Origin of the sequence: Salinisphaera aquimarina (assembly GCF_042643355.1) — a bacterium.
Lineage (GTDB): Bacteria > Pseudomonadota > Gammaproteobacteria > Nevskiales > Salinisphaeraceae > Salinisphaera > Salinisphaera aquimarina.
Genome location: NZ_JBHRSS010000001.1, coordinates 79,307 through 104,835 on the forward strand (window position 1 = coordinate 79,307; position 25,529 = coordinate 104,835).

General features: G+C 62.7%; 19 protein-coding genes. 11 read left to right on the plus strand and 8 right to left on the minus strand.

Annotated features, from left to right (window positions below):
- Nucleotides 1-118 precede the first annotated feature (118 nt).
- Together ACFOSU_RS00375 and ACFOSU_RS00380 are read right to left on the minus strand one after the other, a co-directional pair.
- A complete protein-coding gene (locus tag ACFOSU_RS00375) occupies nucleotides 119-1,363 on the minus strand; it encodes a hypothetical protein (protein WP_380685297.1) in 1,245 nt (414 codons plus the stop codon).
- Between the two features lie 88 nt (nucleotides 1,364-1,451).
- On the minus strand, nucleotides 1,452-1,898 hold the full coding sequence (locus ACFOSU_RS00380; protein ID WP_380685299.1) for a hypothetical protein: 447 nt from the start codon (nucleotides 1,896-1,898) through the stop codon (nucleotides 1,452-1,454).
- 3,147 nt (nucleotides 1,899-5,045) lie between these two features.
- On the opposite strand from ACFOSU_RS00380, the gene dsbG reads away from it, so the two are divergent.
- Nucleotides 5,046-5,858 (plus strand): thiol:disulfide interchange protein DsbG, encoded by an 813-nt coding sequence (dsbG, locus tag ACFOSU_RS00385; protein WP_380685301.1) that lies wholly within the window; start codon nucleotides 5,046-5,048, stop codon nucleotides 5,856-5,858.
- 167 nt (nucleotides 5,859-6,025) lie between these two features.
- Here dsbG and ACFOSU_RS00390 read toward each other — a convergent pair whose 3' ends face one another.
- A complete protein-coding gene (locus ACFOSU_RS00390; RefSeq protein ID WP_380685303.1) occupies nucleotides 6,026-6,424 on the minus strand; it encodes a RidA family protein in 399 nt (132 codons plus the stop codon).
- A 243-nt stretch (nucleotides 6,425-6,667) separates the two neighbouring features.
- Between ACFOSU_RS00390 and ACFOSU_RS00395 the strand changes: the two genes are divergently transcribed.
- Entirely contained in the window at nucleotides 6,668-7,261 is a 594-nt protein-coding gene (locus ACFOSU_RS00395; RefSeq protein WP_380685306.1) for a TetR/AcrR family transcriptional regulator, read from the plus strand.
- Between the two features lie 172 nt (nucleotides 7,262-7,433).
- Here ACFOSU_RS00395 and sbcB read toward each other — a convergent pair whose 3' ends face one another.
- The 3 genes from sbcB to ACFOSU_RS00410 form a co-directional block, all read right to left on the minus strand.
- Nucleotides 7,434-8,873: an exodeoxyribonuclease I gene (gene sbcB / locus ACFOSU_RS00400; protein WP_380685308.1), complete on the minus strand. Its 1,440-nt coding sequence runs from the start codon at nucleotides 8,871-8,873 to the stop codon at nucleotides 7,434-7,436.
- Nucleotides 8,874-8,905: 32 nt separating this feature from the next.
- The gene (locus tag ACFOSU_RS00405) at nucleotides 8,906-10,813 is read right to left on the minus strand and encodes an ABC-F family ATP-binding cassette domain-containing protein (protein ID WP_380685311.1); all 1,908 of its coding nucleotides are present in this window, start codon (nucleotides 10,811-10,813) and stop codon (nucleotides 8,906-8,908) included.
- 84 nt (nucleotides 10,814-10,897) lie between these two features.
- The gene (locus ACFOSU_RS00410; RefSeq protein ID WP_380685313.1) at nucleotides 10,898-12,223 is read right to left on the minus strand and encodes a DEAD/DEAH box helicase; all 1,326 of its coding nucleotides are present in this window, start codon (nucleotides 12,221-12,223) and stop codon (nucleotides 10,898-10,900) included.
- Nucleotides 12,224-12,503: 280 nt separating this feature from the next.
- On the opposite strand from ACFOSU_RS00410, the gene ACFOSU_RS00415 reads away from it, so the two are divergent.
- Nucleotides 12,504-13,592: a CNNM domain-containing protein gene (locus ACFOSU_RS00415; protein WP_380685315.1), complete on the plus strand. Its 1,089-nt coding sequence runs from the start codon at nucleotides 12,504-12,506 to the stop codon at nucleotides 13,590-13,592.
- A gap of 24 nt (nucleotides 13,593-13,616) precedes the next feature.
- Here the strand turns inward: ACFOSU_RS00415 and ACFOSU_RS00420 are convergent, their stop codons facing one another.
- Complete coding sequence (locus tag ACFOSU_RS00420) at nucleotides 13,617-14,552, minus strand: LysR family transcriptional regulator (RefSeq protein ID WP_380685317.1); 936 nt, start codon at nucleotides 14,550-14,552, stop codon at nucleotides 13,617-13,619.
- A 200-nt stretch (nucleotides 14,553-14,752) separates the two neighbouring features.
- On the opposite strand from ACFOSU_RS00420, the gene ACFOSU_RS00425 reads away from it, so the two are divergent.
- The 8 genes from ACFOSU_RS00425 to moaB all read left to right on the plus strand — a co-directional run bounded on the left by ACFOSU_RS00425 (nucleotide 14,753) and on the right by moaB (nucleotide 24,630).
- A complete protein-coding gene (locus tag ACFOSU_RS00425) occupies nucleotides 14,753-15,673 on the plus strand; it encodes a hypothetical protein (protein ID WP_380685319.1) in 921 nt (306 codons plus the stop codon).
- 88 nt (nucleotides 15,674-15,761) lie between these two features.
- Nucleotides 15,762-17,315: an OprO/OprP family phosphate-selective porin gene (locus ACFOSU_RS00430; protein WP_380685321.1), complete on the plus strand. Its 1,554-nt coding sequence runs from the start codon at nucleotides 15,762-15,764 to the stop codon at nucleotides 17,313-17,315.
- Complete coding sequence (locus ACFOSU_RS00435) at nucleotides 17,315-18,934, plus strand: ABC transporter substrate-binding protein (protein WP_380685323.1); 1,620 nt, start codon at nucleotides 17,315-17,317, stop codon at nucleotides 18,932-18,934. The genes ACFOSU_RS00430 and ACFOSU_RS00435 overlap by 1 nt, the downstream gene beginning before the upstream one ends.
- 3 nt (nucleotides 18,935-18,937) lie before the next feature.
- The gene (locus ACFOSU_RS00440) at nucleotides 18,938-19,855 is read left to right on the plus strand and encodes an ABC transporter permease (RefSeq protein ID WP_380685325.1); all 918 of its coding nucleotides are present in this window, start codon (nucleotides 18,938-18,940) and stop codon (nucleotides 19,853-19,855) included.
- A 3-nt stretch (nucleotides 19,856-19,858) separates the two neighbouring features.
- The gene (locus ACFOSU_RS00445; protein WP_380685327.1) at nucleotides 19,859-20,788 is read left to right on the plus strand and encodes an ABC transporter permease; all 930 of its coding nucleotides are present in this window, start codon (nucleotides 19,859-19,861) and stop codon (nucleotides 20,786-20,788) included.
- A complete protein-coding gene (locus tag ACFOSU_RS00450) occupies nucleotides 20,789-22,660 on the plus strand; it encodes an ABC transporter ATP-binding protein (RefSeq protein WP_380685329.1) in 1,872 nt (623 codons plus the stop codon).
- Nucleotides 22,661-22,688: 28 nt separating this feature from the next.
- Nucleotides 22,689-24,023 carry a lyase family protein gene (locus ACFOSU_RS00455; protein WP_380685330.1) on the plus strand — a complete coding sequence of 445 codons (1,335 nt, stop codon included), beginning with the start codon at nucleotides 22,689-22,691 and terminating at the stop codon, nucleotides 24,021-24,023.
- A 79-nt stretch (nucleotides 24,024-24,102) separates the two neighbouring features.
- Nucleotides 24,103-24,630 (plus strand): molybdenum cofactor biosynthesis protein B, encoded by a 528-nt coding sequence (moaB, locus tag ACFOSU_RS00460; protein ID WP_380685332.1) that lies wholly within the window; start codon nucleotides 24,103-24,105, stop codon nucleotides 24,628-24,630.
- Nucleotides 24,631-24,660: 30 nt separating this feature from the next.
- Here the strand turns inward: moaB and ACFOSU_RS00465 are convergent, their stop codons facing one another.
- Nucleotides 24,661-25,266, minus strand: coding sequence for a PEP-CTERM sorting domain-containing protein (locus ACFOSU_RS00465; protein WP_380685334.1), 606 nt, complete (start codon nucleotides 25,264-25,266; stop codon nucleotides 24,661-24,663).
- Nucleotides 25,267-25,529 lie beyond the last annotated feature (263 nt).

A 25,529-nucleotide genomic window follows, 5' to 3' on the forward strand; every position in this document is an offset into this window, starting at 1 on the left:
AAATAAGAACTAACCGCCGTATAACGCCTAAGCTCAATTGCCGCCGGAGCGCGAAGCGCGGAGGGAACCCAAAGCGCGCCAGCGCTTTGGGCGGTCAACTGCAGCGATTTGTTAGCTTTTATTTCAACCGTGAGTAGAACTCATGCAATCCGAAACCCGCTCCTCTGCGCATCTCGGACTCCCGAGCCTTGAGATCCATAAGCTGTGGACCATAGCTTTTTGCTCTATCGAAAGCCCACATGCCTCCGGCCGCCAGAGTCAATCCGATGCTCGCAGTCGGAGAACCGATTTGTGCTAGCAGTCCGCTTAGTGTGATGCCGCTACCAAGAAAACCCTTGCCAAAATCGCATTTTATTTCGAAGCCTAATTTCCTTCTTTCTTTTACTAAATCCTCGGACTGCACCCTATACTGGACAATTCTCTCCATTACCTGATTTTCAAAGTTAGAAGCGTTATCAACTTCGGTGGCAATATTGAATACCGACTCAAACAGCCCTTCACGTGCCGACGCCTGTCGCCCCCAGGCTCGTGTCCGTAATTTCAGAACATCCCTAAATGAAAGGCTATCGAGCTGATTTTCAACCATGAATTCTTCGTGACAGAGTTGCAAAGCACGATTTCTCTTCACCCAAAATAGATCGTTATCACCTTCCAAAAACACGGAATGAGCATTGTTCAAAAGTCGCTCAATTACAGCAGCGTAGGTTTTAGACGGAAATAAAGGAACCATATCCTTTGCTTCACAGTATCCCGCGTATTTTACGACTGCTGCTAGCCTTCCTCGAGCGATCTCTGTTAGCGAATGTTGTACATCTGAGTCTCCGTAAGCACGCTCGAGCTCAGGTAGCGCCTGTGAGTCGTTAATGCCACCGTCGCCTCTGCCGTCCAGCGCTAATGTGTCAGATTCTGGGATGAATCCAATTAAGTCAGAGTGGTCTGCTTGTATCGCATCATTTAAAAAATCTTGGTCGTTTGCCATCGACCGATAAAGCCAGAATACGAATGGTATATTTAACGGGTACCCACCGGTTGGAATGGCTCCTATAGTGAGTTGCTCTTTTGCTTCTTGCTGAAACGTTGATCGCACTTCCAGTAGACCAGCTTTTACAGCGTCCTTGGCACCTTCCAATACCTGAGAAAAATCGTCAGCGTAGTCCGGAACGTGGCCTTGGGGCCTCACGGGGCCCATGTCTATACCCATGATCGGTGGCATGCCCATTGCCAGCATAAAAGCATTTCGCGGAATCAGCTCTCGGTCGCTGGGATCAATAAGCACCACTTTGTCGTAGGTGAGAAGCGCACGTTTTATATCCCGGGCGTGGGGAGAGAATTCGTTGGGGACAAGTAATGCTTCGTAAATCATTTGACTACTGTTAGCTAACGCCGAAGCTCAGTTGCCGACCGAAGCGCGGCAGCGATTTGGGCGGTCAACTGCAGCGCTTTGTTAGCGGTCACGTTGGGTTCACCATACGCTGACGCCCCTGCGCTTGGACTACTATTGATTGGTGCTTTTCAGAGAGCGGTACAACGACTATTTCGACGCCAAACACTCTTGTAGCTTCGGCCGCCCAAGACTTTCCCGTTACATATTTTGCCGCCTCTTTTGAGGCGAAACACAATATCTTTTGCCACTCAGGCCCTATATTTTCGCCAATTAACGCGAGCTTCAGAATATCGCCTTTGACCTTATGTAGTTGCGCCCCTTTTAATGGACCCAGCCGCGCATAAACTTCGACCACTACACGGTTCTCTGGATCTATAGCGTCGGGTTGAACGCCAACAGAAATAGGAAGCTTTGCGTTTGGATCGAATTGGAGTCCGCGTTGACTCTCCAAAGTCGCCAGCATTACGGATTCTGCAGCTTTTTGCTCTGATGAGTCGGATTGATGCTTTGACATTCGATGTGACCGCTAACGCCAAGTATACGGCTGAAAGTAGGTATAGCACTGCACCTCTTTTTCGCATATCAAACCGCGCCCCCCTTACAGTCAGTCAGTTACACGATTTCCCGGCTGCTATACCGCTATTTGATATTTGCAACTACGAAAACACCGAAAAGCGTTGTTCGGAATGCTATGGAAGCAGTACGAGGCCTCTGGCCTTCTTGGAGGCCGTGCCCGCCTATGGCTGTGTCGTGAACATCCCACAAATACCGCCTACAGAAAAGGCCCGCGGAGGAAATAAGACCGTTCACTTGCGCGGTGCCGCCCGCCGACTGACAGAGTAACGCGCCGGTCGTCTCTCAAACTCGGTAAACTCGGGTAGTGGCTGACTAACGGCAAACCGATTGCTGCGTGGTCGATATCCCTTTCTAGTCGCAGCGACTTGGGTTTCGCGCTGCTGCGCGAGACACTTAATATTTGCTTGCCCACATGCGTGCCTTGTTATTGAAGGGTACCCTGTCTTGCGCCGATGCTTCGCATCGGTGCCTGCGCGGCTCCAGCCGCCTGGTAAATTCCACTGGGAGCCAGTCGGAAACTTGCTTTGCTCAAACATCCGGTTGTCTTTATCCGCTCTCGGCCTCCACTGCTCGGCGCTACGCCCAAGGGGGCGAATACAGACGCCGTAGAGACAGCGCTGGTGAGTTGCTGCTTGGTTGCCTGTATTCGGGCCCCGTCTGGAGCGACGAGAAGCGCAGCACCGAAGGGCCGCTTCATGCGGCAGCATGTCTGAGGGCTGCGTAGCGGCCCGAGTTCTGCCGCATCCCTTCGGTGCGAGCATCGCAGTGGACCGGCGTGAGCCGGCGCGTAATTCGGGTGTCTTTTGCTTTGCTTCCTTTCATTTGGACAAGCAAACGAAAGGGAGTCGCGCTGCAGCGCGAAACCAAAGTTTGGTCAAACTCGTGAGTGCCAAAAGACTCGTGGCGCCGAGCCAACGACTGTTGGATCAACGATTTGGGAGCATTGCGACTTGGGGTTTCGCACTGATGTGCGAGCGACTTGTATTTGCTTGCCCAAATAAAAGTAGCCAAAACAAAAGGCACCCTGTCTTGCGCCGATGCTGCGCATCGGTCCCCTGCGCGGCTCCGGCCGAAAGCGGGCCAGCCGGAAACTCGCTTCGCTCAAACATCCAGCTGTCTCTATCCGCTTTCGGCCTCCACTGCTCGGCGCTGCGCCCAAGGGGACCCGATACATACAAGCTCGCTGGCGCTCGCCTCAAGCCGCGTCGGGATCTTAAGGTCGCATTAGCCGAAGGCGTAATCCGACAGGAACATGGGCGCACGATCCTATTTCGACTCCGTGGCGGTTAACGCTCGATTCCGAGCCGTGCTGCCTGTATTCGGGCCCCGTTGCACGGCGACGGAGACGCGCAGCGGCGAAGGGTGTCCGGCGCACTGCGCCGGTGCGGCCAGCCTGTTTGAGGACCGCCAAAGCGGGCCGAGTTCTGGCCGCATCCCTTCGCCGCGAGCATCGGAGTGCACTGGCGCAGCCGGCGCCGTGCCGGGTGTCTTTTCCTTTGCTTCCTTTTGTTTGGACAAGCAAACGAAAGGGAGTCGCGCTGCAGCGCGAAACCAAAGTTTGGTCAAACTCGTGAGTGCCAAAAGACTCGTGGCGCCGAACCGACGAGTCTTGAATCAACGACCGGGGCTTTATCGACTTGGTGTTTCGCCCTGATGTGCGAGCGACTTATATTTGCTTGCCCAAATATAAGTAGCCAACACAAAGGGCACCCTGTCTTGCGCCGATGCTTCGCATCGGTTCCCTGCGCGGCTCCGGCCGAAAGCGGGCCAGCCGGAAACTCGCTTCGCTCAAACATCCGACTGTCTATTTCTCTTTCGGCCTCCACTGCTCGGCGCTGCGCCCAAGGGGACCCAATACAACCAAGCTCGCTGGCGCTCGCTCAAGGTCGTGTTCTTTTATGTCGGATTAGGCATTTGCCTAATCCGACAAGAACGGAGTCGCGCGCTGCATTTCGGCTCGGTAGGCGAGTGGGCTCCAGTTGTTGGCTGAGCGTCTGTATTCGGACCCGTTGCACGGCGACGGAGACGCGCAGCGGCGAAGGGTGTCCGGCGCACTGCGCCGGTGCGGCCAGCCTGTTTGAGGATCGCCAAAGCGATCCGAGTTCTGGCCGCATCCCTTCGTCGCGAGCATCGGAGTGCATCGGCGGAGCCGGCGCCGTGCCGGGTGTCTTTTCCTTTGCTTCCTTTTGTTTGGACAAGCAAACGAAAGGGAGTCGCGCTGCGGCGCGAAACCAAAGTTTGGTCAAACTCGTGAGTGCCAAAAGACTCGTGGCGCCGAACCAACGAGTCTTGAATCAAAGATTTGGGAGCATTGCGGCTTGGGGTTTCGCACTGATGCGCGAGCCACTTTTCGTTGCTTGCCCAACGAAAAGTAGCCAAAAGGAAGGGCACCCTGTCTGGCGCCGATGCTTCGCATCGGTGCCCTGCGCGGCTCCGGCCGCAAGCGGGCCAGCCGGAAACTCGCTGCGCTCAAACATCCGACTGTCTATTTCTCTTTCGGCCTCCACTGCTCGGCGCTGCGCCCAAGGGGACCCAATACAACCAAGCTCGCTGGCGCTCGCTCAAGGTCGTGTTCTTTTATGTCGGATTAGGCATTTGCCTAATCCGACAAGAACGGAGTCGCGCGCTGAATTTCGGCTCGGTAGGCGAGTGGGCTCCAGTTGTTGGCTGAGCGTCTATATTCGGACCCGTTGCACGGCGACGGAGACGCGCAGCGGCTAAGGGTGTCCGGCGCACTGCGCCGGTGCGGCCAGCCTGTTTGAGGACCGCCAAAGCGGGCCGACCTAGTCAGATTCTCAAGGGGCCGCATCCCTTCGTCGCGAGCATCGGAGTGCCCCGGCGTAGCCGGCGCTGTGCCGGGTGTCGTTTCCTTTGCTGCCTTTCGTTTGGACAAGCAAACGAAAGACAGTCGCACAGCAGTGCGAAACAAAAGGTTATTCAAGCTCGTGGGTGCCGAAAGACTCGCGGCCCAAAAGGGCCGAGCCCCGATGGCCGTGTCGAGCCCACCGCCATTCGGCCTGCTACAGTCTTCGCTCTTTGTAACCGGACGCCATGTTCGACGCCGGGCTGTATTGGAGTTCTCGAAATGCCGAAGAACATACTAGCGAGCTGCTGGGCCACTATTGCCGGCGCAGGCCTGCTCGCCGCCACGATTGCCGTCCACGCAGCACCGACCGACAAGCCGGGCAATGCTGAGTTGCCACCGGTGTTGCAGCAGGCGATCGACGGCGGCACGCTGACGGTGAACAAGCAGTTCGAGACGGACGTGCCGGGCGTGACGGGCTACGTGATCGAGCGTGGCGGGCGGCATCAGATCGTCTACGGCGAGGCGGGCTATCTGTTCATGGGTCAGCTGGTGTCGCCGGACGGCAAGAACCTGTCGGCGGACTATGCGGACAAATACATGCCCAAGCCGGATCTCGCCAAGGTGGTCGAACAGCTGAAGGATACTGGCCAGCTGATCCAGCAGGGACCGGACGATGCACCGCTGATGTATGTGTTCGCGGATCCGAACTGTACTTATTGTCATCGGTTCTATGAGCAGGCCGATGCGCTGGTAAAGGCCGGCAAGTTGCAACTGCAGTGGGCAATGGTCGGCTTCGTGAAAGCGTCCAGCACCGGCCGGGCGGCGGCGATCCTGTCGGCGGACGATCCGCTGGCCGCGCTGATCGAGAACGAGGCCGGTTTCGATGAGGAAACCGAGAACGGCGGTATCGCCCCGGTGGAGTCGCCCGCCGGCGAGATCAAGACCGTGCTCGATAGCCACGCCAAGCAGATGGCTGCCGCCGGCGGTACGGGCACACCGATGCTGCTCTATCAGCAGGACGGCAAGTGGGTGTCCAGGACGGGTGCGCCGGGTACGCCCTGGCTGCAGACCTATGTCGAGAGCCAAGAGTAGCGGCTTTGCAACGCGCCATCGTTCGATCGTGAAGATCGGTTGGCGCCCCTGTTTGCGCTCAATGGTAAGGGGCAAAACGCCACGCGATTTGCCTGGGTCCGGTGATCGGGGCGGGCTTCCGGATTGCGATAAAGCAATACCAGAGCCCGCCCCGTCCGCTGTATTGATCAGTTCGTCTCCGGTATGCGCGCGATGACCTTGATCTCGAAATCGAAACCGGCCAGCCAGTTCACGCCGACCGCGGTCCAGTTCGGGTAGGGCGGATCGCCGATCACTTTCATTCGCGCTGCCATCACGGCTTCGAACTGCGGCTCGGGGTCGGTATGGAAGGTCGTGACGTCCACGACATCGTCGAAGGTGCAGTCGGCCGCATCCAGCACGGCAGACAGATTCTCGAAAGCCAGCCGAACCTGATTTTCAAATACGGGCTCGGGTGAGCCGTCCTCACGGCTGCCCACCTGGCCTGAGACGAACAATAGATCGCCCGACCGGATTGCGGCGGAATATCGGTTGATCTCGTATAGCGCCTGTCGGCCGGCAGGAAAGATGGCATTACGTGTAGGCATGGTATTGCTCCGGGTAAATATCTTGTTGATTCGAAAAACGAGGCTAGGTGTCCGAGGTGCGGTTATCGAATTGCGGTTGCAGCACCGCGAAATGACACGAGCGTCGCCAGACTTTTGGGCTTGTCGTATCCGTGTCGCCTCAGCGCTGGCTAATTGACATACGCCGTGTATGTTAATAATCCAAGCATACGCGCCGTATGTCAAATAAAATACGATGCGTATGTCAATTACGAGGTGGCGGCAATGGCCAGGCGGCGCACGCAGATGGTGGAAGAGACCCGGGTCAAGCTCATTCGTGCCGCGCGGAGCGCGTTTGCGGCTAAGGGGTATGCCGCGTCATCGATGGACGATCTGACCGCCGATGCGGGTCTGACGCGAGGCGCGCTTTATCACAACTTTGGCGACAAGAAGGGCCTGCTGCAGGCGGTGATCGACCAGATCGATGCGGAAATGCTGGCTCGCATGCGCGTAGAGCGAGGCCGGGCACAAACCCCGTGGCTGGCGTTCCTCGCCGAAGGCATCAGCTATATCGAGATGGCACTGGAGCCGGAGATTCAGCGGATCATGCTGCTGGACGGCCCGGCTGTACTCGGCGATCCTTCACAGTGGCCCAGCCAGAACACCTGTCTTCAGACGACGACCCACACGATCCAGGCGCTCATTGACGACGGTACGGTCCGCCCGATGGACGCCGAAGCCGCCGCTCGTCTCGTCAACGGGGCTGCACTCAACGCCGCGCTCTGGATTGCTGCAGCCGACGATCCGCACGCTGTCTTGCAGAAGGCGGTCGAGGCGTTCCGACATCTCGCCGAGGGGTTGCTGCAGCGCCAGCGATAGCCGTAGAGATAAGTCGGAGCTTCGCTGTGGCGGTGCGTTTCAGCGTCGGCTTATGACGACCGTCTTCGCCCTTGGCGCCGTCAAGCAAGCGCGTTTCTGACTATCCACAAAACGCAGCCGCAGAGTCGCCCACCGATATGGCCCGACTGAGTGTCGTCCCTTGTATGGGTGTTTAAACCAGCGACCGCAGCTTCCCACTCCAGGCTTTCAGATCCAGCAGCAGCTGCAGCTTGGCCGGTTCGCCCTGGACGCGTTCCATGAGCTGGGCGATGACGTCGTCGTAATCGTCCAGTGATAACCCGCCGTCGGGGGCGTATTCGAGGCGCTTGGCGACCCAGCTGTTCCAGTCGTCGCGCTCGGCGTCGACCAGCGTGTCCGGGAAATGCCGGGCGCGGTAGCGCAGCAGCAGTTCGTTGAGGCGGTTGTCGCTGAACACGAGATCGCCGGCGGCGAGTTCTTCGCCGCTCGCGCGCCGTACACGTTCGGCGATCTTGCGGTCGGCGTCGCCGACGAAGCCGGCGTAGAGCGCGGTTTCGGCATCGCCGGAGGGGTCGAAGGCGTGGGCATCGAACACGGCGACGGCCTTGGCGGCGACGGTGTCGATATCGTGATTGATCGCTTTCCAGTGCCGCCGGCAGGCGGGCACGTCCAGGCTCAGGCGTTCGGCTTCGCCGTCGCGCAGCATCTCGAACGGGGCGAGTACCGGGCATTTGTTGATATGCACACCCTTGAGGGCGACGCGCGGCGCATCCTCGGGCAGGTCTTCGCTGGGCGTGAAGATGCGCTCGTGGATTTCTTCGGGCGAGAGTTCCAGCAGCGGCGCGGGGTCGACGCGCAGGTCGTAGACGATGACCGCGTTCTTGTTGCTCGGATGCGGCGCGATCGGCATGACCGGCGACAGACAGCCCAGCTTTGCCGGGAATTTCTGCGATACATGCAGGGCCGGTTTGCGGGTCTTGAGATCGAGCAGGGCGGCGGCGGAGCGCTTGTCGCGGTTGTTGACGACATAGTCGTACAGGCGCGGCTGCTTTTCGCGGATCAGCCGGGCCAGGGCGATGGTGGCGTGCACGTCCGAGAGGGCGTCGTGGGCGCGTTCCTGGGCGAGGTTGTTGGCTTTGGCCAGATCCTCGAGCCGGAAACTCGGTGCGCCGTCTTCGCGCAGCGGCCATTCGATACCGTCGGGGCGCAGCGCGTAGGCCAGGCGCACCATGTCGATGATGTCCCAGCGCGAGCAGCCGTTCTGCCATTCGCGGGCATAGGGATCGAAGAAGTTGCGCCACAGCGTGTGGCGGGTGACTTCGTCATCGAAGCGCAGGCTGTTGTAGCCGACGTTGCAGGTGCCGGGGACGGCCATTTCGGAGACGATACGCTCGATGAACTCGGGCTCGGGCACGCCGCGCTCGAGCGCCATCTGCGGCGTGATGCCGGTGATGAGCGTGGCTTCGGGGTGGCCGAGCGTATCCATGTCCGGCTGGCAGAAAATCTCGACCGGTTCGCCGACGACGTTGAAGTCTGCGTCGGTACGGATGCCGGCAAACTGGGCCGGGCGGTCGCGTCTGGGGTTGGCGCCGAAGGTTTCGTAGTCGTGCCAGAAGAAGGTGAAATCGGGCATTCAGAGGCTCATTCAGTGTCGCGTGACGAAACTCATGACGCGGCGGCCTGTGCCTCCAGCGCCTCGGCGTTTTCCATCCAGCGGGCTTCGGCGGCGTCCAGCTGCTTGCGCAGTTTGCCCTGCTCCTGCGACAGGCGCGCGACCTCGGTGCGATTGCCGTAGACGCTGGGCTTGGCCATTTCCTTTTCCATCGCCGCGATCTTTTCTTCGAGCGTACCCATTTCCCGCTCGGCCTGCTTGATCGCCTGGCGCAGCGGCTTTTCTCGGGCGCGCTGGTCGGCGGCGGCACGGCGCGCGTCGCCGCCGCTGTTCTTGTCACTCTTGGCGGTTTTTCTGGTGGTGGCCGCGGGCGCGTCGCCTTCGGTGTTGGCGCGTTGCTGGGTCAACCAGCGCGAGTAGTCGTCCAGATCGCCGTCGAAGGGCGCGAGATGGCCGTCGTCCACGCGCCAGAGCTGTTCGCAGGTGGCGTCGATGAGATGCCGGTCATGGGCGATGAGCACCACCGCGCCGTCGAAGCCCTGTAGCGCCAGCTCTAGGGCGTGGCGCATATCCAGATCGAGATGGTTGGTCGGTTCGTCGAGCAGCAGCAGGTTGGGGCGGTCGAAGACCACCAGGGCCAACGCCAGACGTGCTTTTTCGCCGCCGGAGAACGGCCCGATCGCTTCCAGCGCCTTGTCGCCGTGGAAATCGAAGCCGCCGAGAAAATCACGGATATGCTGTTCGCTGGCCTTGGGCGCGGCGCGTTGCAGATGCGCATAGGGGCTGGCGGTGTCGTCCAGTTGCTCGAGTTGATGCTGGGCGAAATAGCCGATGTTGAGATAACGATCCGGCTGCGACTCGCCGTGCATGGGTGCCAGTTCGCCGGCGAGCAGCTTCATCACCGTCGACTTGCCGGCGCCGTTGCGCCCGAGAATGGCGATACGGTCGCCCGGCACCAGCCGCAGCTTGATGCCGGCAACCAGCGGCGTGTCGCCGTAGCCGATGGCGGCGTTATCGATACGCAGCAGGGTTTCCGGGCTGCGCTTGGGGGCGAGGAACTGGAACGAGAACGGCGTATCCCAATGCGCCGCCTCGACCGTTTCCATGCGCTCGATCTGCTTGAGCTTGCTCTGCGCCTGGCTGGCCTTGCTGGCCTTGGCACGAAAACGGTCGACGAAGTGCTGCAGCTGGGCGACCCGTTTCTGCTGCGCCTCGAACTGGGCCTGCTGTTGCAGCATGGCTTCGGCGCGCATCTTCTCGAACACCGAGTAGTTGCCGGTATACAGCGTCGCGCTGCCGCTCGCCAGATGCAGCGTATGGGTGGTGATGGCGTCGAGAAAATCGCGATCGTGAGAAATGATCAGCAGGGTGGCGGGATGCCGGCCCAGATATTCCTGCAGCCAGAACACCGCGTCCATGTCGAGATGGTTGGTCGGTTCGTCGAGCAGGAGCAGGTCGCAGCGGCGCATGAGCGCAGCCGCGAGATTGAGGCGCATGCGCCAGCCACCGGAGAAATCGTCGATCGGCGCGTAATGGGTCGCCGAAGCAAAGCCCAGCCCGTGGAGCAGCCGGGCCGCGCGCGACGTGGCGGCATAGCCGTCCATCTCGCCGAGCCGGCCATGCAGTTCCGCCATGGCGCTGCCGTCGCCTTCGATCTCGGCTTTTTCCAGCCGGGCCTGGACGTCGCGCAGTTCGGTGTCGCCGTCGAGTACGAAATCGATCGCGAGCTGTGAGCCGGCCGGCGTGTGCTGGCGCACGGTGGCGATATCCAGCGTTCTGGGGACGTCGATCTCGCCCGAGTCGGCGCCGAGTTCGCCGAGCAGCATGGAGAACAGGCTCGACTTGCCGGTGCCGTTGCGGCCGACGATGCCGACCCGCTGCCCGGCGTGCAGCCGCAGATTGACGTCTTCCAGGAGTTTGCGCGGGCCACGGCGTAGCGTGACGTTGTTCAGACCGATCATGGCGTTAATTATAAAGCAGGAAATGAAAACGCCGGGTCGGCATTGCTGCCGCCCGGCGTCTTGCGAGCCGTCTTTCCGACTGCTCTAGGAGGAGGCGCCGCCACCGCCCGAGCGATTGCCGCCCCGGTTGCCACCACGACTGCGGCGACGCTGGCCGCCCCGATTGCCGGGTGCATTGTTGTTGGCGTTGTTGCCGCCACCGCCACGCTTGGGCGCACGATTGCCGCCGTTGTTGTTGCCTTGGCGGCGCGGCGGACGGTCGTCCTCGGCCTCGTCGCTTTCATTGGAGCGCAGATCCACGCCCTCGACGGTCATGCGTTCGATCTGCTGGCCGATAAGCTTTTCGATATCCTTCAGGAACTTGCGTTCGTCCGGGCCGACCAGCGAAATCGCCTCGCCCGAGCCGCCGGCGCGGCCGGTACGGCCGATGCGGTGGACATAATCCTCGGAGATATTGGGCAGCTCGAAGTTGACTACATGCGGCAGCGAGTCGATATCGATACCGCGGGCGGCGATATCGGTGGCGACCAGCACCTGGATCTTGCCGTTCTTGAAGCCTTCGAGCGCCTTGGTGCGGGCGTTCTGGCTCTTGTTGCCGTGCAGCGCCGCCGACGGCAGGCCGTCGCTTTCGAGCTGCTTGCACAGGCGGTTGGAGCCGTGCTTTGTGCGCGCGAACACCAGCACCTGATGCCAGTTGTTTTCCTTGATCAGGTGGCTGAGCACCGCGCGCTTGCGCGATTTCTCCACCATCACGACCTTCTGCTCGATGCGATCGGCGGTGGCGTTGCGCGGCGCGACGTCGATCTCGATCGGATTGTGCAGCAGGCCCGAGGCCAGCTTGCGGATATCGTTGGAGAACGTGGCCGAGAACAACAGCGTCTGACGCTTGTTCGGCACGTACTTGAGCACGCGCTTGATGTCGTGGATGAAGCCCATGTCGAGCATGCGATCGGCTTCGTCGAGCACCAGCGTTTCGATATTCGACAGATCGACGTGGCCCTGCTGGAGCAGGTCGAGCAGACGGCCCGGGGTGGCGACGACGATATCCACGCCTTTCTTGAACATGGAGATCTGCGGCTGGTAACCCACGCCCCCAAAGATCACGGCGCTGCGCAGCAGGCCGGACTTGCCGTAGGTCTTGACCGATTCGTTGACCTGGGCGGCCAGCTCACGGGTCGGCGTGAGCACGAGTACGCGCGGCTTCTTCTGCTGGGTCTCGCCCAGGCGATGCAGCAACGGCAGAGTGAAAGCGGCGGTCTTGCCGGTGCCCGTCTGGGCGGCGGCGAGGACATCCTTGCCTTCGAGAACGGCGGGGATGGATTTGGCCTGGATCGGCGTGGGCGTGTCATAGCCCGCGGCGGCGACGGCGTCGAGAAGCGACGGCGCCAGGCCGAGTTGATCAAACGACATAGAAATTCCTGGATAGTGACTGCGGCGATTCGTGAATCACGACACCGGCTGCCGCATGGCATGATGGCGTGGCAGACGCAGTCGGTTCCGGAACGAGTGCCGGTTACTGCGACGGGTGCGGTCGTGGTCGGGGAATGCGTGGCGGATATCGCACACAGCAATGACCAAGCCGCCGAGTATACGCCCCGAGCCGGTGCTTTGACAGCGCGGCTCGAACCTTCGCTCCTCCGGTCTGTCCGATTGTGTTCGCCTGTTCACGCGCTGGAATCTCGAATCTCTTATGGCTCTACTGCTGTTCTACCTGTTTCTGGCGCTGGGCGTGTCGTTTCTGTGCTCGATACTGGAAGCGGTGCTGCTGTCGATCTCGCCGTCCTATATCACCTTGATGCAGGAGCAGGGCGGCATAGCCGGCAGGCGCCTCAAGGCGCTCAAGGAGGATGTCGATCGGCCGCTGGCCGCATTGCTCAGTCTCAACACGATCGCGCATACGGTCGGCGCGGCGGGGGTGGGCGCGCAGTCGCAGACGCTGTTCGGCAACGGCTATCTGGCAATCACCTCGGCGCTGGTCACCCTCGGTATTCTGGTGATCTCGGAGATCATCCCGAAGACGCTGGGCGCGACCTACTGGCGCGGGCTGGCGCCGTTCTCGGCGGCCGTGCTGCGGGTGCTCGTTATTCTGCTCTATCCGCTGGTGTTGCTGTCCATGGGCATCACTCGCCTGCTCACGCCCAACGAGCCGGAGCCGGCAGTGTCGCGCGCCGAGTTCCGGGCGATGGCCGATCAGGGCGAAGCCGACGGCGTGTTCGCCCTCGAGGAATCCCAGATCCTGCGCAACCTGCTGCATTTCGAATCGCTGCGGGTCAAGGACGTGCTCACGCCGCGCGTGGTGATGGTCGCTTTCGCCGAATCGGCCACCGCCACCGAAGTCTTCGAGCAACTCGGCGAACGCCGCATCTCGCGCCTGCCGGTGTTTTCGGACGACCACGAGGACATCACCGGCTTCGTGCTGCTCTCCGACGTACTCATCGAGATCGCGCGCGATCGTCACCACACGCTGTTGTCGCAGCTCAAGCGCGACGTACTGGTCGTACCGGAGACGCTGTCGCTGTACGGGCTGTTCCGCAAGCTGCTCGAACGCCAGGAACAGCTGTCGGTGGTGGTCGATGAATACGGCGGCATCGTCGGCGTGGCGACCATGGAAGACATCGTCGAAACCATGCTCGGCATGGAGATCATGGACGAGGGCGATCACGTCGAGGACATGCGCGTGATGGCCCGCCAGCGTTGGCTCAAGCGCGCCCGCAAGCTGGGCCTGGTGACCGAGGACGACGAGCGTATCGAAGCGGCAGCGACGCGGCCGCCGGCCTGATTCGGGCCTGTTCGGGGCCCGGGTTCATTCCACCGGCAGGATCGACTCGCGATCGGCGGGGCTGTGCTCGCGAATGGCGGCCACGGCCTCGCGCATGCAGTCCACGAAGATCCGGGCCGTGGGCGAGAGACCGTCGCGCTCGGTATGGACATAGCCGAACGACACCCAGCGCTCGGGCGTGAGCGGACGCATGACCGCGCCGGTCATGTCGATCGAGGGTGCGCACAGGCGGTCGAGCACGGCGACGCCGGCGCCGTCGCGGGCCATCTGGCAGGCCAGCAGCGATGAGCTGCTCTGTACGATATGGCGTGCTTCCACGCCGCCGGCCTGCAGAAAATTATCGATATGATCGCGCCAGACCTGGCCCGGGCCGAGTCCGAGCATCGGCTGGCTGGCCAGATCGTCGGCACTGATGCTGGCCTGCGCGGCGAGCGGATGATCGGCCGCCATCAAGGCTTCGGCGCGCACCTTGACCAGCGGCGTGGCCACGATTTCCAGCAGCGAATGCGCCACCGGCAGCGAGATCACGCCCAGATCGTAGACGCCGATGCCGAGCTGTTTTTCCAGCTGCATGCGCGAATACACGTCGACCTGTATCTCCATGTCCGGATGGCTGCGGCGCATGCGCACCAGCGCCGGCGCGACCAGTCCCTGGCCGATGCGCGCGGCCGTGAGCACCCGGAACCGCTGGGCACGGCGGGTACGGATGTCGTGGGCGATACGCGGAATCTCGTCCAGCCCGGAGACGATATGTTCGGCTTCGCGGAAGAACTGCTCGCCTTCCTCGGTCAACAGCAGGCGCCGGCGCGAGCGATGAAACAGCGGGATACGCACCTCTGCCTCCAGCTGTGATATCAGCCGGCTCGCGGCAGGCTGGCTGATATGCAGCGATTGCGCCGCCGCGGACAGCGATCCCTGAATAACGATCTGGCGAAACAGGCGCAGCGCCTTGATATTCATAAGCCCATGTTCCGGTAACCCGCGCAACGCAGTCGATAAAAAACCGACTCATCCGATATGTGGATCATTAAATAGATTATTTCTATTTTTGCAATACAAATCGCTTTGCTAGCGTTCCTTGCATCGCGATCGAACGGTTGGTCGACGACCCATAAAACTGTCGGTCAGGCAGTAGAACGAACAACACGGGGAGAGAACACATGCGACGTCTATTGTTTCTTGTGCTGCTGCTGATACAGGCGCCCTGGGCGCTGGCGGCGACAACGGGCGGGCTGGAGAGCGGCGCCGGCCAATACCAGTACCAGGATCCGGCGACCGGCCACGCGGTCACGGTCTACTACTACAAGCCCAACGCCTACAGCGCGCAAACGCCGATCGTGTTCGTGCTCCACGGTCTGCGTCGCAACGCCGCCGAGTACCGCGATAGCTGGGCCGATTACGCCGAGCAGAACAATCTGATGGTGCTCGCGCCGTTGTTCGAGCGCGACCCCTACCGCGGCGCGGCCGGCTACAACCTCGGCAATGTCTTTCATCCCACCACGAGTCTGGAAGCCCGCGGGCGTGCCAAACCCGAGCGACTCAACGCGCGTCCGCAGTGGGCATTCACGCTGGTCGAGCGGCTGTTCTCCGACTTCGAGGCCAACCGCGAAGCCAATAACAACCCGCGCTACTACCTCTACGGTCACGGCGCCGGTGCTCAGTTCGCGCACCGCTTCGCGCTGTTCATGCCCGAGGCCCGCGTCGAGCAGATCATCGTCGCCAATTCGGGTTGGTACACCATGCCCGACGCCAGCATCGAATGGCCCTACGGCACCGGCGGCGTGTCGATCGTGGACGACGCGTTGCTGAAGTCGTTCTATGCCCAGCACATGCTGCTGCTCTCCGGCGGCGCGGATACCGCGACCACGAACACGGTGATGCGTCAGAACCGCTACACCAATGCCCAGGGCAAGAACCGGCTGGTGCGTGCCCAGAACTACTACGCCGTGGGTCAGGCCAATGCGGCCGCGATGAACACGCCGTTTCACTGGCAGAAATGGACGGTGCCGGGCGTTGGCCACAGCGACGACCAGATGGCGCCGTTCGCGGCCCGCTATATCGCCACCATGGCCGCCAACTAGCGTCTGCGTCGCTGCCGGGCGCATCCGACGCTACCCGATCCGTTGCTGAACCAATAAACAGCCCATAGAGGCGAAGGGGAGAGAGATCATGTCCCAATCGAAACAGAACCCGACACGGCGCGCCTGGCCACTGGCCGCCGCGACCCTGCTCACGATGGCGCCCGCGCTGGCGGTGACCGCGCAGGCCGCGACCAGCGACGAGCTGGCCGAACTGGTACGCCAGCAATCGGCGATGCTCAAGCAGCAGGCGGCCCAGATAGAGAAACTGCAGGAGCGCCTCGACGACGTCGAGCAGTCGCAGGGCGTGGCGGCCACGACCGCGCCGGCACCAGCCAGGACTCAGCCGCGTGTCGCGACCAGTGTGCCCACGGCCGAGGTCAAGACCGCGCCCGACGACGGCAAGACCGAATCCCTGCGTGATCTGCGTAGCCGGGTGGCGCTGCTCGAGGCCGGCAACGCCAGCCAGTCCGGCATCGACTGGAGCGACGGCGCGCCCGAATTCATCAGCCCCGACGGCGAGCGCAGTTTCAAGATCGGCGGGCGGCTGCAGTTCGATGCCTCGACCACCCACGGTTCGCGTTTCGACGATACCGGCGCCGATCGCAACGTCAGCGGCACGGAAGCCCGTCGGCTGCGCCTGGATGCCTCCGGCCAGCTGGCCCGCTGGCTCGGCTACAAGCTCGAGTACGATCTGGCCAACAACGGCGCCAGCGTACGCGACGCGTTTCTCAAGACCGGTTTCGGCCTGGGCAGCAACGACGTGGCCCTGTATCTGGGTAACAAGTACGACGACCGCACCCTCGACGGTGCCACGTCGTCGAACAAGACCTGGTTCATGGAACGCAGCCTGGTAAACGAAGCCATCGCCCCGGATCGCGGCAGCTACGGTCTCGGCATCAAGGGCAAGATCTACGATGGTGGGCGCAACTGGCACGGCTCGTTTGCGATCACCAGCGGCGAGGTCGGCCGCGACAACGATACGTCCGACAACGTGACCTACATGTCGCGCGTGCACTGGAACCCCTGGCGCTCCGGCGAGAACATGGTGCATCTGGGCACCTGGGGCTTCTATGAGGACTTCGATCAAACCGACAGCACGGTGTTCAAGAACACCCGTATCGCCGATCACTTCAACGAGAATGCCACCATACGCAGCCGCGGCATCAGCGATCCCGACAACAGCACCGCCTACGGCTTCGAACTGGCCACCTCGCTGGGTTCGTTCGCCGCAGCGGCCGAATACGGTGAGCGCGCGGTCGATCAGCGCGAGGAGAGCGGCGACGAAACCATGCGCTACGACGCCTACAGCGTTCAGGCCGGCTACTTCCTCACCGGCGAGCACCACGGCTACTCGCACAAGAGCGGTGTCTGGAAGTTTCCCGAGGTCAAACATCCGCTCTCGGCCGGTGGCATCGGTGCCTTCGAGATCGCGGCGCGCTACCAGGGCCTGGATTATTTCGATGCACCGGATTATCCCGGTGGCAACGGCCGCTCGCGGACCTTCGGGCTCAACTGGTATCCCAATGACTGGTCGCGTCTGATGGTCAACTACATCCTCTGGGATACCAACAACCGCAGCGGTGATTTCCAGGGGGCGGACGACGGCAACACGCTGTCGGCACGGGTCCAGGTCGTATTCTGATGAATGCGCGGCGCAACAACCGCCGCCGTGGCTGGATCCCGGCATCGGCCGGGATCCTTGCTGCCACGCTGGTGTCGCTGATCGCACTGGGCGGCTGTACCGAGCCGAACGCCCAGGACGATGTCCTCGATGTGGCCTTCCAGGAACAGATCAGCAATCTGGACCGGACCTTCACGACCAAGCGCGAGTACATCATCCTCTCGCAGCTGATCGACGATTTCCTGTTCGCGGTCAATCCGGACACGCTCGACTACGAGCCGCTGCTGGCCAAGTCCTACGAGTTCGTCGACAAGACCACGCTGGACGTGACCCTGCGCAAGGGCGTGACCTTCCACGACGGCTCGCCGCTGAGCGCGGACGACGTCGTCTATACCTATCGTTTCGTCATCGACCCGGCAAACGGCGCGCGCGCTCAGCAGCATGTCTCCAAATGGCTGGATTCGGTCGAGAAGACCGGCCCGCGCTCGGTGCGGTTTCATCTGAGCTATGCCTATCCGCTGGCGCTGCGCGACATGGCCGTGACCGTGCCGATCCGCAAGGCCGGCAGCTACACCCGCGATGGCGAACTGGACAAGGGCGCGCTGGTGACCCGCGAGAACGGGCTGGGCCCATACAAGGTGGTCAAGTTCGACCCCGGCCGCGAAGTGCTGCTCAAGCGCTATGACGGCTACTACGACGGATCGCCCAAGGGTCAGCCGGCGATCGACACCATTCGTATTCATACGATCTCGGACTGGGGTTCGCAGCAGGCAGGACTGCTCAGCGGCGAGCTAGACTGGCTCTATAACGTACCGGGTGATATCGCCGAGAATCTGGCCGCCTCCGGCTACGCCAAGCGCGAGGTCGGCAGTTCCATGCGCATCGGGTTTCTGGTGCTCGACGCCAAGGGCATCACCGGCGCGGACAATCCGCTGACCAAGCTCAAGGTGCGGCGCGGCATCAACCACGCGATCAACCGGCAGTCGATCGTCGACAACATCGTGCGCGGCGGGGCCAAGGTCATCGATTCGTCCTGTCATCCGGTGCAGTTCGGCTGCGAACAAGACGTGCGTCACTACGATTTCGACCCGGACAAGGCGCGCCAGCTGTTTGCCGACGCGGGTTATCCGAACGGCTTTCCCATGACCGTATGGGCCTATCGCAACCCGTACGTGGCCGAGGCCATGGCCCAGGATCTGCGCAATGTCGGCATCAACGTAGACCTGCGCTACGTCAAGCTGCCGGTGCTCAACAAGGCGCGCTCGGGCGGCCAGATCCAGTCTTATTTCGGCACCTGGGGCGCGGGCGGTACACCGGACGCCGATGCCACCCTGAGCGTGCTCTGGAACGCCGATACCGATCGCAACTTCAGCGGCGATGCGATGGTGTCGCGCAAGGTCGCAGAGGCGTCACAGACACGAGACAAGGCCGTGCGAAGGAAACTTTACAGCCAGGTGCTCAAGCGCATCGCCGACCAGGCCTACTACGTGCCGCTGTATGCGTTCCCTCAGAACTACGTCCTCTCCAATCGCCTCGACTTTCCGGCGCCCAAGGACGGCATGCCGCGGCTGTATCGCGCGCGTTGGAGCCCGCCAGAACCAGACGAAGCCAGCGGTTCGGCCGCCGGTGCACAGGAGTAGGCCATGCTGCGTTATGCGATGAAGCGTTTTGTGCTGGCCATCGCCGTGGCGTTCACGGTGTCCATCGGCGCGTTTCTGGCCCTGCATCTGGCCACCGATCCGGCCCGCGCGATCGCGGGTGAGGACGCCGAGGCCCAGGTGGTTCAGCAGATTCGGGTCGAATACGGCCTCGACCGGCCGCTGCCGGCGCAATACGGCGAATGGCTGACCGATCTGGCCCAGGGCGATTTCGGCGACAGCTATTACTGGCACCAGTCGGTCGCGCATCTGATCATCGAAGCCGCGCCCACCACGCTGCGCCTGGCCGGTTTCGCCTTGCTGATCACCATTCTGGTATCGATTCCGCTGGGGGCGCTGGCGGCAATCAACGCCAATACCTGGATCGATCGCGCGGCGCTGTCGGTGGCGGTCTCGGCCCAGGCGATTCCCAGTTTCTGGCTGGGGCTGGTGATGATCGTGGTGTTTGCCGTCGAGCTGCACTGGTTTCCGGTGTCGGGCGGCGGCAGCTGGGCGCATTTCGTGCTGCCGGCCTTCGTGCTCGGCATGCGCTCGGTGCCGGCGGTGATGCGTCTGACCCGCGCCGGGCTGATCGAGGTGTACGAGTCCGACTACATCCGCACGGCGCGCGCCAAGGGTTTTCGCGGTCGAAAGCTGCTCACCGGTCAGGCCCTGCGCAACGCGCTGCTGCCGGTGGTGAGCGTGCTCGCGGTACAGCTGGGTCACAAGCTGGGCGGCTCGATCATCATCGAATCGGTGTTCTCCATGCGCGGGCTCGGGCGCCTGGCGCTGGACTCCATTCTGGGCGGCGATATTCCCACCGTGCAGATGCTGGTGTTCCTGTTCGCGCTGACCTTCGTGTTTCTGACGTTTCTGTCGGATCTGATCAACGCGTGGATAGATCCACGCCTGCGCTTGAGGTAGGCCATGAGTACCACCCCCGACAGCCTGCCCGAACGCCAGTCCACGCGCGACGCCGGTCTAGACGAGGCACTGGCGCCGATGACGCCGCGCCAGCTGCTGCGCCGGCGTGCGTTTTCGCACCTGGGCCTGCTTATCGGTGCGGGCCTGATTCTCACGCTGGTGCTGGCGGCCATCTTCGGCCCGATGCTCGTGCCCCACGATGCCTATGCCCAGGATCTGGCCGGCCGTCTCGCGCCGCCGGTGTGGTCGGGCGGCAGCTGGGATCATCCCTTCGGCACCGACCACGTCGGTCGCGATTATCTGGCCCGGCTGCTGGTCGGTGCGCGTATCTCGCTCACCGTCGGCTTCTTCGCCGCGATCGTCGGCAGCATTATCGGCGTGGGCCTGGGCATCTGCGGCGGCTATTTCGGCGGCCGTGTCGATCAGGTCGTGTCCTATCTGCTGACCTGTCAGCTGGCCTTGCCGCAGATCCTGCTGGCGATGGCGCTGGTGTTTCTGATCGGCCCCTCAATGATCGTGGTCATCGGCGTCATCGGCGTGCTGCACTGGAGTTACTACCTGGTGGTGTCGCGCTCGGCGGCGATGCGTATCCGCGAACTGGATTATGTTGCCTCGGCGCGCGCGATCGGCAGTTCCACCGCGTCGATCCTCTGGCACGAGGTGCTGCCTAATCTGCGCAGCCAGGTGATCGTGATCTTCACCATCGAAATGGGCACGGCGATTCTGTCCGAGGCGGCCTTGTCGTTCCTCGGCGTGGGCATTCAGTCGCCGACGCCGTCTTGGGGGCTGATGATCGCGGAAGGGCGCCAGTCCATGTTTTTCGATCCGTGGCTGACCATTCTCCCGGGCATCGCGCTGTTCCTGCTGGTGATGGGCGTGAACCTGTTCGGCGACGGGCTGCGCGACGTGCTGTCCCCGGAGGGCAAGAACTAGATGCCATATTCAAACGACCCGCTGCTGTGCGTCGATGGGCTGTCGGTGGGGCTGACCTCGCCGCGCGGCGACACCACCTGGCCGGTACGCCAGGTCGGCTTCGAGCTGGCGCGCGGCGAAGCGCTGGGCATTGTCGGCGAATCCGGTTCCGGCAAGTCGATGGCCATGCTCGCGCTGATGGGCCTGCTGCCGGGTAGCGCACGCCGCGAGGCGACGCGTGTGTCGCTGGGCGAGACCGACCTGCTGACCCTGCCGGACGCACAGTTCGCCCGCCAGGTCGCCGGCAAGCGTATCGGCATGATCTTCCAGGAACCCATGACCTCGCTCAATCCGGTCTATTCGATCGGCCGCCAGCTCACCGAGACCATGACCCTGCACGGTCAGGCCGATGCCCGCACCGCCCGCCGGCGCGCGCTGGAACTGCTCGAACGTGTGGGCGTGCCGGAGCCGGAAGTGCGGCTGCGCCAGTATCCGCATCAATTGTCCGGCGGTTTGCGTCAGCGCGTGATGATCGCCATGGCATTGATGAATTCGCCCGAGCTGATCATTGCCGACGAGCCGACCACCGCGCTCGACGTGACCATCAAGGCGCAGATTCTGGATCTGCTCGCCGAGCTGCGCGCCGAACTCGGTACCGCCATGATTCTGGTCAGCCACGACATCGCCGCGGTATCGCGGGCGGTGGACCGGGTCGCAGTGATGTACGCCGGCGCGCTGGTGGAGCAGGGCTCCTTGCGGCAGGTGCTGGAAACGCCATTGCATCCGTACACGCAGGGGCTGCTGCGCTGCGCGCCGCGGGCACTGGCTCCCAACGGCGGCGGCCGGCTGGGGTCGATCGCGGGCAGCGTGCCGCGGCCGTTCGCGCGGCTGTCGCGCTGTGCGTTTTCCGATCGTTGTCCGCTGGTGCACGACGCCTGTCATGACGGCGAGCCGGTGATGCACAGGGCCGACGATCGGGCTTATCGCTGCATGCTCGGCGCGGATCGGCTGCGCGCCTTCGAGTGGGCCGATACAGCCCAGTCGGAGCAAATGACGCAGCCGAGCCGCGCGACGGCGGCTGCAAACGACACGCCGATCCTGTCGCTGGAATCGGTCAGCTGCGAATTCGTCACCCGTCGTGGCCTGCTCGGCGCGGCCCACCGCCTGCGCGCGGTAGACGACGTATCGCTGGGTCTGTATCGCGGCGAAATCCTGGCGGTAGTGGGTGAATCCGGCTCCGGAAAGACCACAATGGCGCGCATGCTGCTCGGCCTGCAGGCGCCGACCGCCGGCGTGGTGCGGTTCGATGACAGACCGCTCGCCGACACCGGTGCCCGCGAACGTGCCCGCCAGATCCAGCCCGTGTTCCAGGACCCGTATTCGTCGCTCAATCCGCTACGCACCGTCGCCGACTCGATCGGCCGACCGCTGGTGGTGCACGGCATCGGCAACAGCCGTTCGCGGAGCGAGCGCGTACGCGAGGTGATGGCGCTGGTCGGCCTCGATGCACGCTTCTATGACAGCTATCCCGGCCAGATGTCGGGCGGCCAGCGCCAGCGCGTCGCGGTGGCCCGGGCACTGGTGCTGGAGCCGGACGTGATCGTCTGCGACGAGCCGACGTCGGCGCTGGATATCTCGGTACAGGCCCAGATCCTGAATCTGCTGCTCGATCTGCAGGCACGCCTGAACCTGACCTATTTCATCATCACCCACGATCTCGCGGTGGTGCGCTATATGGCCAGCCGCGTGGCGGTGATGCAGGGCGGTCGGATCGTCGAAACCGGGCCGACCGAGCAGGTCTACACCCGGCCGGCCAGCGCCTATACCCGCGAGCTGCTGGCCTCGATGAGCGATCCCCTGAGCCAGCGCGCGCCCGCCGCCGCGTCGGTCTGATTCCTTTCCTTCAAGAGTGTTTGACCCGATGACCGAATTGTTGAGTGCCGATGCCGTGCGTGAACTGTTCAGCGCGCGCAGCCGCCACCAGTCCTGGCTCGACGTCGAGGCCGCACTCGCGCTGGCCGAGGGCGAACTGGGCATGATTCCAAAGGCCGCCGCCGAGGACATCGCCCGGCACGCCCATCTGGACACGATCGACGCGAAGGCATTCACCGAACTGGCGGCCCGCAACCGCGCACCCATACTCGCGCTCGTCGAGACCCTGGCCACGGCCTGCGACGACGACGCCGGCGCCTATGTGCACTGGGGCGGCACCACCCAGAACATCATCCAGACCGCGCGCATCGTGCAGATGAAAAAAGCCCACGCGGCACTGATGGCGCGTCTGGGCGCGATCTTCGGCCGCCTCGCGGGCATGGCCGACGAAAGCGCGGAAATGGTGGTGGCCGGGCGCTCGAACCGGCGCCAGGGCCTGCCGATCACCTTCGGCTTCAAGGTCGCGGCCTGGATCGATGAAATGCTGCGCCACGAAGAACGCCTCAAGGCGGCCGAGTCGCGGGTGTTCATGTCCCAGTTCGGCGGCGCGCTGGGGGCAATGCATGCCTTCGGAGACAACGGCCCGGCGCTGAACGCAGCCATCTCCACGCGTCTCGGTCTCGCACCGTCGGCGGTGCCGGTGCGCTCGGCGCTCGATCATATCGCCGAATACATGCAGCTGCTGGCGCTGCTGGCGGGCAGCTGCGCCAAGATCGCGCGCGAATTCTACACCTTGATGACCGACGAACTGGGCGAAGTGATCGAGGACATCGAAGGCGCGGTCGGCAGCAGCACGATGCCGCAGAAGGTCAATTCCAAGATCGCGGTGAAGGTCATGGCCCACGCCACGCGGCTGCGCGGCTATGCCGCCACCACGCTCGAGGCCATGCAGCCGTCGCACGAGGGCGACGCCGCCTCCAATATGGTCATGTACAGCGCCATCGACGAAGCGGTGCCGTTGGCCTATGAACTGACCTGCCTGTTCGATGAACTGCTCGCCAGTATCCGCCTGATCCCGGACAACATGCGCCGTAATCTCGCCGCCAGCGACGGCCTGATCATGGCCGAGAAAGCGATGATGTTGCTGGCCGCGCACGTCGGCCGCTCGCAGGCCCATCATCTGGTCCAGGAAAGCGTGGCGCGGGCACGCCGGGACGGCAATGGTTTTGCCAGCGCTCTGGCCGGCCACGAGCAACTGCCCGCGCAAATCGATGCCGCGGAACTGGCCGCTGCCCTGCGGCCCGAAACCCATACCGGCCAGAGTGTGCCCATGGCCCGTCGAGCGGTGGACCTGGCGCGCAAGGCGGCGGCGCGTCTGGGCTGAACTGGCGAGAAAAACAGTCCGCGCCTGGCTTCGTATGGCATCTTGGGCGGCTTAGGCTGTTTCCAATCGTGAGGCCGTAATGGGCGAAGCCACAAACCCGACATTCATCCCGCTGCATATCGCGGTCCTGACCGTATCCGATACGCGCACCGAAGCCACCGACAAGTCCGGCAAGCTGCTGGTCGATCGGCTCGAGGCCGCCGGCCATGTGCTGCACGAGAAGGCGATCTGCCCGGACGACGTCTACGAACTGCGTGCCCGCGTGTCGCGCTGGATCGCCGACGCCAAGCCGGACGTGGTGATCACCACCGGCGGTACCGGCCTGACTGGAAGGGACGTTACCCCGCAGGCGATCGAGATCCTGTTCGACCGCCGTATCGACGGTTTCGGCGAGATGTTCCGGGTGCTGTCCTACGACGTCATCGGCACGTCCACCCTGCAGTCGCGGGCACTGGCGGGGGTGGCCAAGGCGACGTTCATCTTCTGCCTGCCGGGGTCATCCGGCGCCTGTGCCGACGGCTGGGACAAGCTCATCTGTGAACAGATCGATGCCCGTACCCAGCCGTGCAACCTGCATGAGCTGCTGCCGCGTCTGACCGAGCGCTAGAAGACAACCGGCAACAGCCGGTTGTGCTGTTCAGCCGTTGTGGCGGCGGCGCACGCCCCAGCCGAGCAGTACCAGAGCAAGCGCGAACAGGGCGATGGTCGAGGGCTCGGGCACGTCGGCCACGGCACGCACGGTCGGCGTGTAATCGCCCGAGATGAAGCCGCTATCGAACGGGTTGGCGGCGCCGACCACGGCCATGAATGAGGATTCATTGCCGATGAGCGCCACGGTGCAGTCGCTGCAGCCCGGCAGGGCGATGAACATCGACAGGAAGTCGAACGAGCTCAGCGTCGTGCCGTCGCTCGAGATCTGACCCGCAAACGCAGCGAACGGACCGATCGAGGCGAGCGAGAAATCCACCGCGCCGATGGAAAGACTGAAGCTGAGCAGGTCACTGGCGTTGAAATTCGCGTTCGGCAGGGCGGCCGCGTCGTCGATTTCCAGGGTCGCGGTGACCGCATCGCCGATCATGAAAGGCGCCGGTGCCGGTGCCGAGAACGAGAAACCACTGTCCACCGAGCCGGAGAAATCGATGAATGCCGCGCTCGCCGCGGTCGGCAAGGCCAGCGCCAGGGGAATGATCAGAGCGGCCAGCGTACGCGCCGCGATGAAACCCAGGCCTGTTTTGTTGTTCATTGAGTCTTCCCTGAAATTCGAAAACGCCGGGAATTTCCGGCCGTGTTTTCAGATTGGAAGCAATTTTTGTGCCTTTTAAATAAATAAGTAAAAACAGCAGCTTGATATAGTCTTCGTTGGACGGTGTCGCGTTCTGTTAATCAAGTTGACGCTTTGCTACAGCGTCCAGGGCGTGGAGTGGGGGCAGAAGGCGCGCACGATCGTAGCAACGCCTTGAAGCCAAGACGCGAGCGCTGGGTATGCGAGGACACGCCTGCGGAGAA